The sequence below is a fragment of the Photobacterium alginatilyticum genome (genome assembly GCF_009910675.1).
GTDB classification, from domain to species: domain Bacteria; phylum Pseudomonadota; class Gammaproteobacteria; order Enterobacterales; family Vibrionaceae; genus Photobacterium; species Photobacterium alginatilyticum.
The window spans coordinates 73,103-89,416 of record NZ_RSEJ01000012.1 but is presented as its reverse complement, the minus strand read 5'-3'; the positions used below and the strand labels follow the sequence as shown (position 1 = coordinate 89,416).

Genomic DNA, 16,314 nt, shown 5'->3' with positions numbered 1-16,314 from the left:
CGGATACCTAATTTGAGCAAAAACGCGTATTATCAGGTCGTAATCGTCAACAATGATGACATTCATCCCTTGCTCGGCATAACGCCGTAAGCAGGTCGCAAGCACTATACCACAGTCATTGTGCCAAAGCGGAATGAAAGTCAGGGTCAGATCTGGCGTAAAGACGATACTTATTTACCAGCAATACTTTGTCACCAGCAACTGGAATTTTGCATGACACCACTCGCGCTTCTGATCATTATTGCCGCCTATCTGCTTGGTTCCATATCAAGCGCCGTACTGATCTGCCGGTTGTACGGCCTGCCGGATCCCCGGGACAGTGGCTCCGGCAATCCGGGAGCCACCAATGTCCTGCGCCTTGGCGGACGCGGCGCAGCCGCCATGGTACTGGTCTGCGACATCCTCAAGGGTATGTTGCCGGTCTGGCTAAGCTACTGGATTGGTATCAACCCGTTCCTGCTCGGTATCATTGGCATCGCCGCCTGCCTCGGCCATATCTATCCGATCTTCTTCCACTTCCGTGGCGGCAAAGGCGTCGCTACAGCCCTGGGGGCTCTGGCACCGATAGGCTGGGATCTGAGCGGGATGCTGATTGGGACCTGGTTGCTGACCGTGTTGATCTCGGGCTACTCGTCACTCGGCTCGCTGATCACGGCACTGGCAGCCCCCATGCTTACCTGGCTGGTCAAACCTGAATACACCATGCCGGTATCCATGCTCTCTTGTCTGATAGTCCTTCGCCATCACGACAATGTGCGTCGCCTGCTGGAAGGAAAAGAAGGGAAAATCTGGAATAAATTCAGCCGCAACTCCAAGCATTCGGGTAACAACTCGTAGCGCTGCTCTCCGATACCGGTTATTGCGGCCGATAAACTTACACGCTTACTCGCTGATCGGTTGTAGCTGATCGATAGGCCAACGAGGATGCGCCTTCACACTCAAATCCATGGTTTCATGGTTTTTCAGCCGCTGCATTCCTGCATACGCAATCATCGCCCCGTTATCGGTACAGAACTCAGTGCGCGGGTAGAAAACTTCCCCTTTCATCCCGGTCATCAGCTTTTCCAGCTCCACGCGCAGGTATTTATTGGCGCTCACACCACCGGCAATCACCAGGCGCTTGAACCCCGTTTGCTTAAGGGCACGCTTGCATTTGATCGCCAACGTATCCACTACCGCTTCCTGAAACGCGAATGCAATGTCGGCACGGGTCTGCTCGTCGTCGTCATTGGCCCGGATCGTATTCGCCGCAAACGTCTTCAGCCCCGAGAAACTGAAATCCAGCCCCGGGCGGTCAGTCATCGGACGCGGGAACTTGAAACGCCCCGGCGTACCTTTTTCAGCCAGACGCGACAGCAGCGGGCCCCCCGGATAGTCCAGCCCCATCAGCTTGGCTGTTTTGTCGAACGCCTCACCGGCGGCATCGTCAATCGACTCACCCAGGATCTGGTACTCACCGATACCTTTTACTTCAACCATCATGGTATGACCGCCAGATACCAGCAGGGCCACAAACGGGAATTCAGGCGGATTATCTTCCAGCATCGGCGCCAGCAGGTGGCCTTCCATATGGTGAACCGCTACCGCGGGCAAATCCCATGCGTACGCCAAGCTGCGGCCGATTGTCGCACCGACCAGCAGGGCACCGACCAGGCCCGGGCCTGCAGTATAGGCAACCCCGTCAAGATCGTCCGGAGTCAATCCGGCATCAGCCAATGCTGCCTTGATCAGCGGAATGGTCTTCTTTACATGGTCACGTGAAGCCAGCTCAGGTACCACACCACCGTAGTCCGCGTGCAGCTTTACCTGGCTGTAAAGTTCATGTGCCAAAAGGCCTTTTTCATCATCGAAAATTGCAACGCCTGTTTCGTCACAGGAGGTTTCGATGCCCAGTATACGCATAACAACCTCTATACTTATGGTAATTGGGGGCAATACTACCGTCCTTGACAGAAATTAACCAGTTCAGGGTTGCAGAATGCTTTACAAATGCCCCCAGATCAGATTAGAATTTCGCACCATTTTTAATCAGCTGACACTTTTGAACGTCAGCGTTAACCGAATCACTCTGAGGTGAGTATTACATGCCAGTAATCAAAGTACGTGAAAACGAACCGTTTGACGTAGCACTACGTCGTTTCAAGCGCTCTTGCGAAAAAGCAGGTATCCTTTCTGAAGTACGTCGTCGTGAGCACTTCGAAAAGCCTACTACTGTACGTAAGCGTGCGAAAGCAGCGGCAGTTAAGCGTCACCTGAAGAAATTGGCTCGCGAAAACGCGCGTCGCGTTCGTCTGTACTAATCGACCGATTAACAGAAGGAACGTGTTATGACTCTGACTGAACGTCTAAAAGACGAACAAAAGGCGGCGATGAAGGCGAAGGACAAACCTCGTCTTGGTACCATCCGTCTTGCTCTTGCTGCTATTAAACAGCGTGAAGTTGACGAAAAGATCACTCTTTCCGATGACGACGTGCTGGCAGTACTGACCAAGATGGTCAAGCAACGCCGTGACTCTGTAGCTCAATACGAAGCTGCAAGTCGACAGGATCTTGCTGATGTAGAGCTTGCTGAAATTAAGGTGCTGGAAGAGTTTATGCCACAGCCACTGAGCGACGACGAAGTTGCTGCTCTGCTGGATGAGGCAATTGCTGCGACCGGTGCTGCCAGCATGCAAGACATGGGCAAACTGATGGGTGTGCTAAAGCCTAAAGTTCAGGGTCGTGCCGATATGGGTAAAGTTAGCCAGTTAGTGAAAGCGAAGCTTAGCTAAAACTAACCCAATTCTGCAACAAGCCGTGCTATCCATCCAGGAATGCGCGGCTTGTTTGTATTTTAGCGTCAATAAATTACAATTTTACTCCCGTACTCTTCAGGTAATGCTCTCTCTATGGCAGGAAAAATCCCTCGTACTTTTATCGATGATCTCATTGCACGACATGACATCGTGGATATTGTTGATGCCCGGGTAAAACTGAAGAAGCAAGGCAAGAACTTCGGTGCTTGCTGCCCTTTCCATAATGAGAAGACCCCGTCTTTTTCCGTCAGCCAGGAAAAACAGTTCTACCACTGCTTTGGCTGCGGCGCCCATGGTAACGTGCTTGACTTTGTCATGGAGTTTGACCGCCTTGAATTTGTCGAGGCCATTGACGAGCTCGCCTCTCAGCTTGGGTTGGAAGTTCCTCGTGAACAAGGCAGCGGCGGCGGTGCCTCGGCCCCACGCAGCAAGGAAAAGCTCGGCCTGTATGAAATGTTGGGACAGATCTCCCAGTTCTATCAGTCACAGCTGCGTACCCAGGAAGGCCAGATTGCCATTGACTACCTCAAAGACCGCGGCCTGTCAGGGGAAGTAGTCAAGAAGTTCGGTATCGGTTTTGTTCCTGATCAGTGGGATATGGTCCGTACCCGTTTTGGCCGGGATGCTGAATCGCAAAAGTCACTTGTTACAGCAGGTATGCTGATCGAAAACGATAATGGTCGCCGCTATGACCGTTTCCGTGGCCGAGTGATGTTTCCGATTCATGATCGCCGCGGCCGGGTGATCGGCTTTGGCGGCCGGGTACTGGGTGACGGCACGCCCAAATACCTCAACTCGCCAGAGACCCCGATCTTCCACAAAGGACGCGAGCTCTATGGCCTGTATGAAGTCCTGCAGGCACACCGTGAACCTGAAAGGCTTTTGGTTGTCGAAGGCTATATGGATGTGGTCGCCCTGGCCCAGTTTGGCGTTGACTATGCCGTCGCCTCGCTAGGCACCTCTACCACCGGCGATCATATTCAGATGATGTTCCGCCAGACCGGTACCGTCGTCTGTTGCTACGATGGCGACCGGGCCGGACGCGATGCAGCCTGGCGTGCCATGGAGCAGGCGTTGCCCTACCTTACCGATGGCCGCCAGCTGAAATTCATGTTCCTACCCGACGGCGAGGATCCGGATACCTATATCCGCCAGTTCGGCAAAGAGGGCTTTGAACGCCAGGTCGACGAGGCCATGTCACTGTCGGAGTTCATGTTCAATTCGCTGGTTGCCCAGGTTGACATGAGCAGCAAGGAGGGCAAGGCAAAGCTGAAAACGCTGGCCAAGCCGCTGTTGGAAAAAGTAGCCGGTGAAACCCTGCGAGAATACCTGCTAAATGCACTAGGCTATAATTTAGGGTTACCACCCGATCAGATCAGGCTAGAACTAAAGCGAGATGACACGCAACGGCCACGACAGCCCCAGCAAAACATCAAGCGAACGCCGATGCGTGACGTTATCGCCCTGCTGCTGCAAAACCCGCGTTTTGTCAGCAGCCTCGAATTTGATATGGCGGCGTTTGAAGATAATTCGGTCCCTGGGCTAAATTTATTGATATCAGTAGTTGATAAATGCCGATCGAACCCCAATATCACTACAGGCCAGCTACTAGAGTACTGGCGTGGCAGCAAAAACGAGAACATGATGGCGCGTCTCGCCGCCTGGGAGCTGCCCCTCGCTAAAGACGAGGACAACACTCTAGATGTATTTATGGACGCAATGGACAAAGTTTTAGGCCAGTGCGTCAAACAACAAATTGAAAAGTTGCAGGCTAAATCGAATACCGTCGGCTTATCAGTCGAAGAGAAGCGGGAGTTGCAGTTATTGATACTCAACCGTCCCGGCTAGTAAGTGGTCAACAATTAAGAAGTTTGTTATAATTATTGGTTTGCATTTTTGCATACTACATTTTCACTCAGACCCGAAGTTGGATATCGTCTATGGAGCAAAATCCGCAGTCTCAGCTTAAGTTACTTGTCGCTAAAGGCAAAGAACAAGGCTATCTGACCTACGCCGAAGTAAATGATCACCTACCGGAAGACATTGTCGATTCCGATCAGGTTGAAGACATTATTCAGATGATCAATGACATGGGTATTAAGGTGGTTGAAACAGCCCCTGATGCCGATGAGTTGATGATGACTGAAGATAATGCGGACGAAGACGCGATTGAAGCCGCCGCTCAAGCCCTGTCTAGCGTGGAAAGCGAGATCGGCCGTACTACCGATCCGGTACGCATGTACATGCGTGAAATGGGTACCGTAGAGCTACTGACCCGTGAAGGCGAAATTGACATCGCCAAGCGCATTGAAGATGGTATTAACCAGGTTCAGTGCTCAGTTGCCGAATACCCGACAGCTATTGCGCACCTGCTTGAGCAGTTCGACAAAGTTGAAGCCGATGAGCTTCGTCTTACCGACATTATTTCCGGTTTTGTTGACCCGAACGAAGAGGAAACAACAGCACCGACAGCAACCCATATCGGCTCCGAGCTGAGCGAGTCCGATCTTGAAGACGAAGACAAAGATCTTGAAGACGGCGACGACAGCGACGATGAAGACGAAGAAGATGCAGGTATTGATCCGGAACTAGCCCGTGAGAAGTTCATGGAACTTCGTGATTCTTACGAGAAGATGGCTATCGCAATCAATACACACGGTCGTCATGATGCGAAAACCGAAGTGGCTGTTGAAGAACTTTCTGATATCTTCAAACAGTTCCGTCTGATCCCGAAACAATTTGACCGCCTGGTCAGCTCACTGCGTGAGTCAATGGATAAAGTGCGTACTAACGAACGTATTATCATGCGCATGTGTGTCGATAACAGCAAGATGCCGAAGAAAACCTTCGTTAGCTTGTTTGCAGGCAACGAGTCTTCTAGCGAGTGGATCGACGAAGCACTGAACTCTGGCAAACCTTATGCCGAGCGCCTGAAGAACTACGAAGAAGATCTTCGTCGCTCTACGCTGAAGCTGCGTATTCTTGAAGAAGAAACCGGTCTTTCTATCGAACGTATCAAAGATATCAGCCGTCGTATGTCTATCGGTGAAGCCAAGGCTCGCCGTGCCAAGAAAGAGATGGTTGAAGCAAACCTGCGTCTGGTTATTTCTATCGCCAAGAAATACACCAACCGTGGACTGCAATTCCTGGATCTGATCCAGGAAGGTAACATCGGCCTGATGAAAGCCGTTGATAAGTTTGAATACCGCCGTGGTTACAAGTTCTCGACTTACGCGACATGGTGGATCCGTCAGGCAATCACCCGTTCTATCGCTGACCAGGCACGTACCATTCGTATCCCTGTTCACATGATCGAGACCATCAACAAACTGAACCGTATCTCTCGCCAGATGCTTCAGGAGATGGGCCGGGAGCCATTGCCGGAAGAACTGGCTGAGCGCATGCAAATGCCGGAAGACAAGATCCGCAAGGTACTGAAGATTGCCAAAGAGCCAATCTCAATGGAAACCCCTATCGGTGACGATGAAGATTCGCACCTGGGTGATTTCATTGAAGATACCACGCTTCAGCTACCAATGGATGCCGCGACAGCAACCAACCTGCGTGGCGCAACCAATGATGTCCTGGCCGGCCTGACGCCGCGTGAGGCGAAGGTACTGCGTATGCGCTTTGGTATCGATATGAACACTGACCATACCCTGGAAGAGGTTGGTAAGCAGTTCGACGTTACCCGTGAGCGTATCCGTCAGATCGAAGCCAAGGCACTGCGTAAACTCCGTCACCCAAGCCGCTCAGACGTTCTGCGCAGCTTCCTTGACGAGTAATCGCCAGGCCTAAGCCGATAACACCCCAAAAGCGAGCCGAACGGCTCGCTTTTTTGTCTCTGTGATTTGGGTTGAAGATCAACATCTTATACTGACCACCCATCGCGATGTGTTTTTCCTTTAACTGCTTAAAAAGCAAACAAAACACCCTATTTATTCGCTAGACAAGCGCCAGACCATCCCATATAATTTCCCGCACACTGGCCCCTTAGCTCAGTGGTTAGAGCAGGCGACTCATAATCGCTTGGTCCCCAGTTCAAGTCTGGGAGGGGCCACCAAATTTAATCAAAGAGTTAGACCTTTTTTTCGCTAAATCTTGTCGTCTTACTTTTTGTATAGTTACCGTATTTGTACCGCCCTTTTAGGGTATTGCAAAGGTAAACGAGTTTGAACCGTAAACCAATCAAATAGAAAACATTCTTGGCGGGACGCTTTCTACTGGATACGGACACAAACCCGGATCAGCACCCGTCCATCGAGGCGGGCTTTGCTGTATCTGGAATTTAGACAATAGAAAATCATTAGAGGGGTTAGGGTGATGCTGCATAATGCGATCATTATCCAGCTCTTATCTAACGCTCTCATACATTAATTTTCTGTTAGTGTTTTCTTGGTTAAATAATTGAACCTGCCAACACTGTTAACTTGTAACTTTTCCTTTATCCGCAACGCTATTCCCAAGGGTTTCAAGCCTCACGGCTATCTATGGAGGAAGCGCCTAACTACCCAGCCCGCTAGGATGCGAGTCCTAACTTATACACAACGCTGTTTACTGATTCCCACCAACAAACAGATCTAACGTAAGCCTACGTCGTGCACCATTGACTTAAAATGTCACGTAAATGCGTATTATCCGCCCTCACCATATCAACACGAGATATAGCGGGACGACGTCGCCCTCGTAGCCTTCCAGCCCGACGGGAAAAGTTAAAAGTGCTTTGATTCTGTTGTTACCCGGCGGTAACACCCATTTATTTTGATTCGCTGGCAGGGAAAAGATCTGGCGGGACGCTTTCTACTGGATACGGCAACGAATAACCGGGATCAAAGTTCCGGCTATGGTTCCAGGTATGCAGTAACTAATGATTGAGCAGAAAAGGCGACGATTTGATCAGTCAGTCTTTGTCAGGGTTGACACAATCGACCAAATCGGGAGAATTGCGGCTCGGCCAGGGTTCCGGGCTGAGATTTGAATTCTTGACGGCAAAAAGGTTTATGTTTACCTGTCTCACCGTTCTGTTTTTCTGTCTCGGTCATTAGAGATTGCAGTCTCTGTGAACCATTGGCCGCAATTCTTACCCCTTACTCAGTTTCAAACAATGCCCTTTTAGTGCAAGTGCTTAATTTTTAAGCCGCAACTGATCTCGTTCGGTCATTTCTCACGCTGTTTATCTCATCTGAATTAAATTTGATTCAAACCAAATCACAAAAAAGTTTAATTTTTGATCAGAAAAATACCCTTTTAGGGTTGGTTTTACTGTCTGAATCCCCATATAAAACTATGTACTCATAGCGTGGAGCGACTAGCAATGACAACACCTGAACAGCATCAACAGTTAGAAAAGTTAGAAATTGAACTTGCTAAATTTGATACCGAAGAAAAAAAGGAACTTTACTTTTTTCGTCATGTAAGACGCTATCGCAATCCAAATGAGATTTACCAGCTTGCAGAACTAGCCAGTCGCAGTTCAAGAACTCACCCTCTATCCGCCGCTTTTCTACCTAAAATGTATGGTTATGTGTATGTTGATGGGGAAAAAATCCCACCAACAGTACATCAAAACTTGGTTAGAAAAACCTTAGACACTTGCGAGACAGTATTAAGTGATCTTTGTAAAGACCCTAACGATATCGACTTGAAAGCAGTTCGTAATAAATTGATGAAACTGCAAAGCGCAGCATCAGATTGTTGTAGTCTGAACTAATCCCCACCAATACCAAGGCCGCAAAACATGACGTTTTAGCGGCCTTTTTGTTGTCTTTCGCCTGGTGATAACTTTTTCTTTTGACCCTGTTCAACCACCATAGAAAACTGATACTTTTGGGCCTTTCGCCCGCCACTGGCTCGAGCCTGGCGTTTTAATAATTGCGGATGTTGAGCATCACTTTTTTCTGACACTAACAAAACTCGGCGCAGTTCCACACCCGTCAGTTAACCGTTTGACCTAGTACCTTTTAAAATCCTAAGCGTCGCATAGCAGTACACCAGGCGAGATCGGTATCAATAGCGCGTATATGGTCGGCGTTCTCGTTAAATAGCTCCTCCCATAGATCAGCAAAGGCCGAGACGTGCTGGATGGTAAACCAACCCTTTTCTAAATGGTGGGCCAGTGAGTCGGCTACCTGGCGGCGTGTGGTTGCATCCATCCAACGATAATCGTTAACGAACTGCTCGCCTGTAGCGTTTACCACCTCGCAGATCCCGATCTGGCCGTCCTCGTACTTAATCCACGGGTAAAGCCCCTCTCGAGACGGTTTCCCGGTGATTAACTTGCAAGGTTGTAATAGTTCTTTTTCTAAATCATCAATATTTAAAAATTTTAACTCGCTCATTTAATACCTTTAAAAACAATTACTTAGCTTTATAAATATACTTAGATATACCGCAAATATACCCACAAATATACTTAATTTGTTCTTTTTAATCATACACTTAGTGTAAATACCTCAAATATCCCAACATCCTAGACTTAGACAAATATTCCTATATAGATCCATATAAAGAGAGAGACTAAATGATCTATCTATGGGAATTAGGGATATTTGGTATATTTGTAATGAGCCCTTATATAGCAAGGGCTCCGAGGGATATTAGCTAGTATATTTGTGGTATATCCCAGGTATATTTGTGATACCTTAAATCGCTACTTTTTGACGATTGAAACGCTACCAAGGCCCCTGCCTGTGGGGCTTGGCGTGTGTTCAAATAGTCCGAGTTCTATTCCGCGCTTGATAATCAAATCGCATAATCTCGCACTGGCCCACTGTTGGCGGTTAAACGGCTCGTTAAAAAATGCCTTTTGCTCGCTGTAGGTCGGTTTGTTGGCCGCCCAGGCTTTCGACGCGATCCTAAACTCTTTCTGCTTCTCTGCGTTTTGTACCACCTGGCCCCATGCTAACGGCTTGCCTTTCTTTTCGAGGATATTTCCCACCCTGGCGGCTAACGCGTCGTTTACTTCTAGCTTGTCGAGCTTTCCGTTACCCTCGAAATATTGCGCGACGTTTAATTCTGAGGCCGTGACGCGCTCCTGAGCCGTTAAAAAGTCGTTGGCCCACTCAATATGTGAAACATCAATAAAACCACTATCAATCGCAACCAGGGCCGCCAGGCGTTCGATCATCTCGGTCTTTCGTATTACAATGGCCCCCATGACTCCGATTTCGTCAACAATCGAATCATAATAGCGATCTAGTTCATCCATCCTTTTTTTAGCCTCTTGGCTAAACTCGAGCTTTTTCTCTGTACGCAGCTTGCAAAGGTCTATAAAAACGCTTTCGTTTAACGTGACCTTTTGCGGCTTCGTTTTTGGCGGCGTTACTGTCGGGCTGTAGACCATAAGCGAACGGCCAACCAATCCCGAGGCGATATTATTCTCGTTCACAATCTTTTTAAGCGTGAAATGTTGAGTCGCGCCGAGTAGGTTTATTTCTACGCCGTTGCATCCCTTATTAATCCAATCGAGTTTGGCTTTTATTTCCTCCCGGTCGATCTCAAAGTCCAGGCGTTGCCGCTCGTCACCACTGAATTTTTTAATGTGGTCGTTTATCGTCTTTAACTCTTTAACCAGATCCTTTTTAGCCGATTTGACGTCCTCCGGGCTTGCCTCTAACTGGTCGCCTGTGATCATCTTTAAAAGGTTTGGGCCAATATCCCGGTGATAAATCTCTTTTGATTCGAGACAGCCAAACAAGCCGACCACCTCGTCGATAACATAGTTTTGACGGCCTAAACCGTCGATCGCCGTCTTTGTCATTTCCTGGGCCGACTTAATCCGGCCGTGAATCAATTTCGTTTTGAAAACCGATTGATAAGCCTTTTTTGCAACCTTGATAATCGGCTCTTTTCCCTTGCCAGTATCCGCGACCATTATCGAGATCATGCTCGTTGTGATCCCGTTTGGCGTCTGTAACTTGCCGGACATAACCGCCGCGACAATGTGCAAAGCCCCGCCCATAAAAAGCATTGTTTGCTGTCGCCAGGCGATCGACTGCATTTCCCTAACTAGACGTTTAGCCATACCCTCGGGCATGGCCTCGAGTAATTCGTTTTCATTCATAGCGCGCGATCACCTTTACCGTTAACTCAATATCGAACGATTTACAGTCGTGCTCGTTACCCTGAGAATTTACAAACGTCCCGGCTCTCGAACCGAAATTTTTAATAAATTTTGTCGCGTCCTCCTTGCTCAACTCGTCGGCCTTTTCGACTAAACAAGAGGCTTCAAATTCAAAGCTATCTAATTTTTTATTTTTCATTTCTCGCCCTCATTCTTTCGGCCAGTGCGTCGATCTCTCGTAAACGCTCGGTCGTCTGTGCCTTTTTCCGTTCCTCGGCGATAAGGGCCTCGGCCTCTGCTCGTTCGTCTGCCGTCATTTGTCGAGGCGATTTAACCGTTTCGTGTAATGCCTGGTATAAGCCCGCGATCGTTAAATTGCCATTGCTTCGATACATCGCCAGGTTAACGCCTTGCTCGTACTCCTGGGCCGTCGGTTCGATATGGTCGCCGACGTCTTTTCCTACTTCAAAAACCATGATTACCACCATTAAAAAAAGGCGACCACGCGGGCCGCCTTGGTTGGTTAATTAATTACGCTGCTGGCTTTTTACGGCCGTGTACGAACTGAACCTCGCGGCGTACTGCTGTATCAACGAACTGACGCGCTACAAGACGCAATGAACCGGATTTACCGCCAGTATATGGATCAGCTAAAAGATTCAGACCGCCCCAAATACCGACCACTAGATCGGCCCAATTGCCCGCGAAAATATCGCCTTTGGTGATCTGGTTGGTTACGATTGCCGGACGTTCGATCAGCTTGCCGCCTGGTTCCCAAATCGTGCCACCGGTGATCGTGTCACCTGTGAATTTTTGAGTGGTTCGAGCGTGGCCTTTTGTCGCCGGATTCACTAGGAATTTAAACGGGCCCTCGGCGTTGGCCGTCTCGAGTTTCGTTTCCATTGCGACAAGTTCCGCATAAGTCGGGTTTTCTGCCGTGAAATCGACGGTCGGCAACTTGGCATATTTAACTAAGCCTTTCGGCTCGCCTGTTGCTGTCGTTTTGTCTGATTCTAACGGATTGCCGTAAATGGCCGCTCGGTCAATCTCGAGCGCGATCGCGTTCGCCAATTCTGAACGTAGCCACATTTCGAGCGGGATCTCGGCCTGGATTAGTGCCTGGGCTGAAATATCGACATACGCGCCGAGGTGCTTCGGCGTCATGGTTAGATCGTCGAAAGTCGCCGTAGTGTTGGTAGTGTTATCGCCCTCTTTCTTAATCCAAAATGCTTTAGGGCCTGTTAACGCTCGAGGGATCACCACGTTACCAACCAGGCCAGAAAGTACGGTCGCGCCCGCTTGCATTACACCGAGTTTGTTTTGTAGTAACTCAATAAACGAACTCGCGACCAGGTTATCGGCGACCAATGGGGCCGCGTTGCCGTCGACCTTAATCTCACGTTTTAGAACCTCGAGCGGAATGTTAAAACCGTCTGAAACGGGCATACCTCGAGCGACCATTTTCTCGGTTACTGCTCGGGCTGCTTCCATTTCAAAACCCGCCTGTTTTTTGTATTGCGGATCAACCTGGGCGCGTAATAGGTTTGTAATTCGGAACGAATCCGCCTCGGCGTCTGTTAGGCCAATATCGAGATCGCCCGATCGGGCTGCTTCTGGTTTTGACGTGCTACGGCTTTCTAAAATCTTCACTCGCAGATCGTCACAATCGCCGCCCTCGGCGAATACTCGCGCCGCCAGGTCTGGACATTTAAAGTTTTCGCCCATTTCCATTAGGTCGGCCGCTCGTTTTTTGTCTGCTTCTTCTTTTGCGCGTGTGATCGCGTCTGGTTTTGTTTTATCCGTCATTTTCTCGCCCTCTGTGTGACTCTCCGAGCCTTTAAAATCATTTTCTATAGTTCGGCCCGCGTAATACTCTGTTTTGCCGTCTCTACACGTTAGCGGGCCCGTTTCATCGCTTCTGCCGACGCCTGACTCGAGATCGGCCGGAACCGACACGATCGACGCCTCAATCGGTCGCCAACGTGTGATCCGGTAAACGTCCAGGCCGTCGCGTTGGTGCTGCTCGAGTTTTGCCTCGAGAATTTCATAACCAACCGAAATCGAACGGCGGATACCGTCGATCACATCCTGGAAAAATTCCTCGCCGCGTTGGCTCTGGCTGAACTTGACCAGGGCCCGGCCCTTTTTGGTCGCCTGATCGATTCTCGCCTCGAGGATTACCCCGATTTGATCTCGCCAGTTGTGATCCGCCAATAAAGCGGCCTCGCCAGTTTCAAAGCGAACCAAATCGACCGCGCCCTCGCTGTGGTCGAGGACTTCAAAACCGCCCCAACGCTCGACCGGGTTCTCGCTCGAAAAAGCGATCTCGGCCGTTCTGTTTTCTAGGTTTATAGTCATCGTTTCCAAGCCTCCGCCCAACCGCTCGCGCGATTCAAACGAGCCGATAACACCTCGCCCGCGATCAGGTTTTTAATGTGCTTTTTCGCCACGCTTACGGCCTGGGCTCGTTGCTGAAATGAAAGCTCGGGGAACGTGGCCGAAATAGCCGATTCGATAGCCGCATCATTGTTGGCTGTGAATGGTTGGCGACCTGGTGAAAATACCGCGCGAGTGTCGGCGTTTTTTACCATCGAGTTAACACTCTGGTTTTCTTCCACCCATAACGGCGCGCCCAGGCTAAACAGCTTGCGGATCTGCTCAATCTGTAGCTTTGTTAATGCAAGTTTTGCGGGTGCTTTTCTCTGTTTCATTTTGCCGCCTTACGAGGCTTTGCTCGTTTCTTTGGAGTCTCGCCCACTGGCTCCGGCGTCGGCTCTGCCTGTGGCTCTGGTTGGTTTGCGTCATAAGCTGCCGCCTTTGGAATCGCCCACAATAGGCCCGGCTCGAGTAGTACCGTTTTATGATTGAAAAGCATTGTGATTTGTACCGACTGATCTAGGTTGAACGGGCTCACCTGGATATAAACCTCGGGCGATAACTGAGTCATAACTCGGTCAAACTGGCCGACAATCGCCTCGCCTGCGTACTTGTCGGAAACCTCGGCGATAATGTTCTCGCGGTAGTATTTACCCTGAATAAAACCGCCTTTCGTGTCGCCTGTACCGCATAGCGCGCGCACCTTTTCGACTTCGACGTTTTGGGTCGCAAAATCGGCGGCTTTTGGTTCTGTTTTGTTTGTGTCTTTGTGGGCGACAATCTTCGCGATCGTCTCTTTTTCAATGGCTGCAACCATGCCAAGAGAAAGCGAGGTTAAAACGGTCTGAGTGAGATTTAAGTCGGTTAACTGCTCGGCGTTAATGCTGATTTTTACCGTTGCGCCGAACTCGTCAACGTCGATCGTATCGCCGCTTTTCCAAGTCCACGGCCAGGAAGTGATCGCCGGGGTAGCGTCGGCCGCATCTTCGCCGCGCGTTTTCTTTTTAACCTCCGTCGGACCAACCTTAACGACTCGGCCTTTTTGTGCCGGAAACGGCGAGATAAACGCACCTAAAAGAGAAAGCCGGGACAATTTATCGACCAGGGAAAAAAGGTCGGTATCTTCCACGGCCACGCCGACCGGGACGTCGACAATTGCCGCGCGTTGGCCCTCGCCGACTGCATGGCCGCGAATGGTATCGAGATTCGCCGTAATTTGACGCAAGTCAAAGAGGCCGCCCACTGGCGCGGCAATGCCTGGCATTGTGCCGATAACATTACCGCCGCCGTCTGTGCTGAATGATGCAGATCGGGCCGCTTGCGCTTCCTTAATCAGAACATTTATTGATGTGTGAATTTTCATGTAAAACCCTCCCAAGTCGACCAATTAAAGATCGGAATAGGACGGGTTTCTATCACTTTTAATCAAATCAAACCCTTAAAGGGAATGATTAGGCATAATTTGATTATATTTGCAGACATGATCACGCTTTCAAACGCACCACACAAAACCAAACAAGGCACTTTTAGGGCATTAAATCAAAGTTAAGCTATATAAAATCAAACTTGAATCAAATTAGATTACCAATCATCTATTTTCAACACATTAAAGTTGCTGACCTGTTAAACTTTGTCACTAACAAAACTCGGCGCAGCTCTGCACCCGTACATTGGCCCTTTGACCTAGTACCTTTTCACAAGGCCAAAAAAAGGCGACCTAATGGCCGCCTACCTGTGCAATTTCAATGATTCTCAGCTCAATCTTGGCCGCTGGCTCTCGTAATTCTTCGGCGGTTAAAATCGTATATCCTGCCGTTACGTCTGAGCGTGCCGTTCTATGATTAAGCAATCTCTTTAGGGCATAACCACCCACGACGGCCCCCTCTGCTATGGTTGCAAATGTTCGGCGCAAATCGTGATAACCAATAGGGAAACCGACCAATTTATTTAAATCTGCCGTGACCTTTTTCGGTTCCTTTACACGGCCAAAACCAGGCGACGGAAAGGCGTATTTTTCGCGAGTAAATGCCTTTTGGCTTAGTAGAATTGATTTCAATAACGGGGAGATCGGCAACTCGAGCGCGTCGCCGTTTTTAGTGTCGTTTACGGTTAAAATATCATTGTTAAAATCAACGTGACGCCATTCCAGGGAAAGGATCTCGTTTTTGCGTAAGCCAGTTAATAGCGCAACCAGTAAAGAACAACAAACCGACGCCCGATAAACCTCTCGATCGGCTTTGGCCTGTTCCCACTCTTTAAAAACTACTCGCCACCACTTCGGCAAGTCAGATTTTTTAACGTGCGTCGTCTTACGCTTGACGTTATTCCACTGTTTACGGTGTTTAAGGATTTCGACCGGGTTCTCGTCGAAAAAAATCTCGCTTTCCTGGCCCCGGTATTCCTCTTTTGCAAAATTGAACAAAGCCCGGAGCACTCGAAAAGTGCCGTCGGCCTGGGCCTGGCTGTGGTCGCTTAAAACTCTGTGCCGTTCGCTGATCTGTTCTCTGCTTATATATAAGAGGGGGTTTTCGATCCAATCCGCCAGGTTACGACGCAAAAGGGCCTCGTACTTGTTGGCGGTTACTGCTTTTATATTCTTATTGTGGGCCTGGTAGTCCTGGAAAACCCGCATTAACGAAACGGCCCGCTTTTTTCTGTCGACTCGCTTCTCGTTTGGGTTGTTCCCTTTTGCTATTTCTACTAGGTGAGTGAGTGCAACCTCTCGGGCCGCTTCTGGCTCAATCTCTGGATAACGGCCAATAGTGATCGTTATTTCCGATCTGTGCTTTGATGTTCTGTTGCTTCGTAGGCGAAAAATCCTCGAGCCTGAGGGCATAACCTCAACATATAGCCCCCTGGTTTCTGTATCTATTACTTTGTAGCGTTTTTCTGTTGGCTGTAGGCCGTTTAAAAGCCGTTTGGTTAACTTCTTTTTCTCTGTCACTGCAATAAACCCGTTACCGCATATGTTCCGTATCACGCTTATCTAAATGTGATTCATGTTGAATTTAAGCTGATTTATAACGAATTCAGCTTAAATCAGACCTAATCAAACATGACTCAAAATAGATTAAAAATGAT

At 49.1% G+C, this 16,314-nt stretch carries 16 protein-coding genes and 1 tRNA gene; 7 read left to right on the top strand and 10 right to left on the bottom strand.

Annotation, left to right across the window (positions count from 1 at the left end; genetic code table 11):
• Positions 1 to 213 precede the first annotated feature (213 nt).
• Positions 214 to 837 carry a glycerol-3-phosphate 1-O-acyltransferase PlsY gene (gene plsY / locus EIZ48_RS12845; protein WP_075763568.1) on the top strand — a complete coding sequence of 208 codons (624 nt, stop codon included), beginning with the start codon at positions 214 to 216 and terminating at the stop codon, positions 835 to 837.
• Positions 838 to 882: 45 nt separating this feature from the next.
• On the opposite strand, the gene tsaD is transcribed toward plsY, so the two are convergent.
• Positions 883 to 1,902, bottom strand: a complete 1,020-nt coding sequence (gene tsaD / locus EIZ48_RS12840; RefSeq protein WP_160651944.1) for a tRNA (adenosine(37)-N6)-threonylcarbamoyltransferase complex transferase subunit TsaD — start codon at positions 1,900 to 1,902, stop codon at positions 883 to 885.
• A 182-nt stretch (positions 1,903 to 2,084) separates the two neighbouring features.
• Here tsaD and rpsU point away from each other — a divergent pair, with 182 nt between their 5' ends.
• The 6 genes from rpsU (at position 2,085) to EIZ48_RS12810 (ending at position 8,505) form a co-directional block, all read left to right on the top strand.
• On the top strand, positions 2,085 to 2,300 hold the full coding sequence (gene rpsU / locus EIZ48_RS12835; RefSeq protein WP_005301411.1) for a 30S ribosomal protein S21: 216 nt from the start codon (positions 2,085 to 2,087) through the stop codon (positions 2,298 to 2,300).
• Between the two features lie 27 nt (positions 2,301 to 2,327).
• On the top strand, positions 2,328 to 2,771 hold the full coding sequence (locus EIZ48_RS12830) for a GatB/YqeY domain-containing protein (protein ID WP_160651942.1): 444 nt from the start codon (positions 2,328 to 2,330) through the stop codon (positions 2,769 to 2,771).
• Between the two features lie 117 nt (positions 2,772 to 2,888).
• Entirely contained in the window at positions 2,889 to 4,643 is a 1,755-nt protein-coding gene (dnaG, locus tag EIZ48_RS12825) for a DNA primase (protein ID WP_160651939.1), read from the top strand.
• A gap of 92 nt (positions 4,644 to 4,735) precedes the next feature.
• Positions 4,736 to 6,580, top strand: coding sequence for an RNA polymerase sigma factor RpoD (rpoD, locus tag EIZ48_RS12820; RefSeq protein WP_160651936.1), 1,845 nt, complete (start codon positions 4,736 to 4,738; stop codon positions 6,578 to 6,580).
• Positions 6,581 to 6,782: 202 nt separating this feature from the next.
• Positions 6,783 to 6,858, top strand: a tRNA-Ile gene (locus tag EIZ48_RS12815).
• A gap of 1,251 nt (positions 6,859 to 8,109) precedes the next feature.
• Positions 8,110 to 8,505, top strand: a complete 396-nt coding sequence (locus EIZ48_RS12810; RefSeq protein ID WP_160651933.1) for a hypothetical protein — start codon at positions 8,110 to 8,112, stop codon at positions 8,503 to 8,505.
• Positions 8,506 to 8,540: 35 nt separating this feature from the next.
• On the opposite strand, the gene EIZ48_RS12805 is transcribed toward EIZ48_RS12810, so the two are convergent.
• The 9 genes from EIZ48_RS12805 to EIZ48_RS12765 form a co-directional block, all read right to left on the bottom strand.
• Positions 8,541 to 8,723, bottom strand: a complete 183-nt coding sequence (locus EIZ48_RS12805; RefSeq protein WP_160651930.1) for a hypothetical protein — start codon at positions 8,721 to 8,723, stop codon at positions 8,541 to 8,543.
• Positions 8,724 to 8,755: 32 nt separating this feature from the next.
• Complete coding sequence (locus EIZ48_RS12800) at positions 8,756 to 9,133, bottom strand: hypothetical protein (RefSeq protein WP_160651927.1); 378 nt, start codon at positions 9,131 to 9,133, stop codon at positions 8,756 to 8,758.
• A 311-nt stretch (positions 9,134 to 9,444) separates the two neighbouring features.
• On the bottom strand, positions 9,445 to 10,857 hold the full coding sequence (locus tag EIZ48_RS12795; protein ID WP_160651924.1) for a hypothetical protein: 1,413 nt from the start codon (positions 10,855 to 10,857) through the stop codon (positions 9,445 to 9,447).
• Positions 10,850 to 11,056 (bottom strand): hypothetical protein, encoded by a 207-nt coding sequence (locus EIZ48_RS12790; protein ID WP_160651921.1) that lies wholly within the window; start codon positions 11,054 to 11,056, stop codon positions 10,850 to 10,852. Before EIZ48_RS12790 ends, EIZ48_RS12795 begins: the two co-directional genes overlap by 8 nt.
• Positions 11,046 to 11,333, bottom strand: coding sequence for a hypothetical protein (locus EIZ48_RS12785; protein ID WP_160651918.1), 288 nt, complete (start codon positions 11,331 to 11,333; stop codon positions 11,046 to 11,048). The genes EIZ48_RS12790 and EIZ48_RS12785 overlap by 11 nt, the downstream gene beginning before the upstream one ends.
• Positions 11,334 to 11,388: 55 nt before the next feature.
• Entirely contained in the window at positions 11,389 to 13,215 is a 1,827-nt protein-coding gene (locus EIZ48_RS12780; protein ID WP_160651915.1) for a phage major capsid protein, read from the bottom strand.
• On the bottom strand, positions 13,212 to 13,568 hold the full coding sequence (locus tag EIZ48_RS12775) for a hypothetical protein (RefSeq protein ID WP_160651912.1): 357 nt from the start codon (positions 13,566 to 13,568) through the stop codon (positions 13,212 to 13,214). Before EIZ48_RS12775 ends, EIZ48_RS12780 begins: the two co-directional genes overlap by 4 nt.
• The gene (locus tag EIZ48_RS12770; protein WP_160651909.1) at positions 13,565 to 14,596 is read right to left on the bottom strand and encodes a hypothetical protein; all 1,032 of its coding nucleotides are present in this window, start codon (positions 14,594 to 14,596) and stop codon (positions 13,565 to 13,567) included. The genes EIZ48_RS12775 and EIZ48_RS12770 overlap by 4 nt, the downstream gene beginning before the upstream one ends.
• A 354-nt stretch (positions 14,597 to 14,950) precedes the next feature.
• On the bottom strand, positions 14,951 to 16,177 hold the full coding sequence (locus tag EIZ48_RS12765; RefSeq protein ID WP_160651907.1) for an integrase arm-type DNA-binding domain-containing protein: 1,227 nt from the start codon (positions 16,175 to 16,177) through the stop codon (positions 14,951 to 14,953).
• Positions 16,178 to 16,314: the final 137 nt, after the last annotated feature.

What these genes read in the sequence shown, in the direction of transcription:
- dnaG (WP_160651939.1), top strand. Translation starts at nt 2,889, where the DNA reads ATGGCAGGAAAAATCCCTCGTACTTTTATCGATGATCTCATTGCACGA.
- rpsU (WP_005301411.1), top strand. Translation starts at nt 2,085, where the DNA reads ATGCCAGTAATCAAAGTACGTGAAAACGAACCGTTTGACGTAGCACTA.
- EIZ48_RS12830 (WP_160651942.1), top strand. Translation starts at nt 2,328, where the DNA reads ATGACTCTGACTGAACGTCTAAAAGACGAACAAAAGGCGGCGATGAAG.
- EIZ48_RS12800 (WP_160651927.1), bottom strand. Translation starts at nt 9,133, where the DNA reads ATGAGCGAGTTAAAATTTTTAAATATTGATGATTTAGAAAAAGAACTA.
- rpoD (WP_160651936.1), top strand. Translation starts at nt 4,736, where the DNA reads ATGGAGCAAAATCCGCAGTCTCAGCTTAAGTTACTTGTCGCTAAAGGC.
- EIZ48_RS12795 (WP_160651924.1), bottom strand. Translation starts at nt 10,857, where the DNA reads ATGAATGAAAACGAATTACTCGAGGCCATGCCCGAGGGTATGGCTAAA.
- EIZ48_RS12780 (WP_160651915.1), bottom strand. Translation starts at nt 13,215, where the DNA reads ATGACTATAAACCTAGAAAACAGAACGGCCGAGATCGCTTTTTCGAGC.
- plsY (WP_075763568.1), top strand. Translation starts at nt 214, where the DNA reads ATGACACCACTCGCGCTTCTGATCATTATTGCCGCCTATCTGCTTGGT.
- EIZ48_RS12810 (WP_160651933.1), top strand. Translation starts at nt 8,110, where the DNA reads ATGACAACACCTGAACAGCATCAACAGTTAGAAAAGTTAGAAATTGAA.
- EIZ48_RS12785 (WP_160651918.1), bottom strand. Translation starts at nt 11,333, where the DNA reads ATGGTTTTTGAAGTAGGAAAAGACGTCGGCGACCATATCGAACCGACG.
- tsaD (WP_160651944.1), bottom strand. Translation starts at nt 1,902, where the DNA reads ATGCGTATACTGGGCATCGAAACCTCCTGTGACGAAACAGGCGTTGCA.
- EIZ48_RS12770 (WP_160651909.1), bottom strand. Translation starts at nt 14,596, where the DNA reads ATGAAAATTCACACATCAATAAATGTTCTGATTAAGGAAGCGCAAGCG.
- EIZ48_RS12790 (WP_160651921.1), bottom strand. Translation starts at nt 11,056, where the DNA reads ATGAAAAATAAAAAATTAGATAGCTTTGAATTTGAAGCCTCTTGTTTA.
- EIZ48_RS12775 (WP_160651912.1), bottom strand. Translation starts at nt 13,568, where the DNA reads ATGAAACAGAGAAAAGCACCCGCAAAACTTGCATTAACAAAGCTACAG.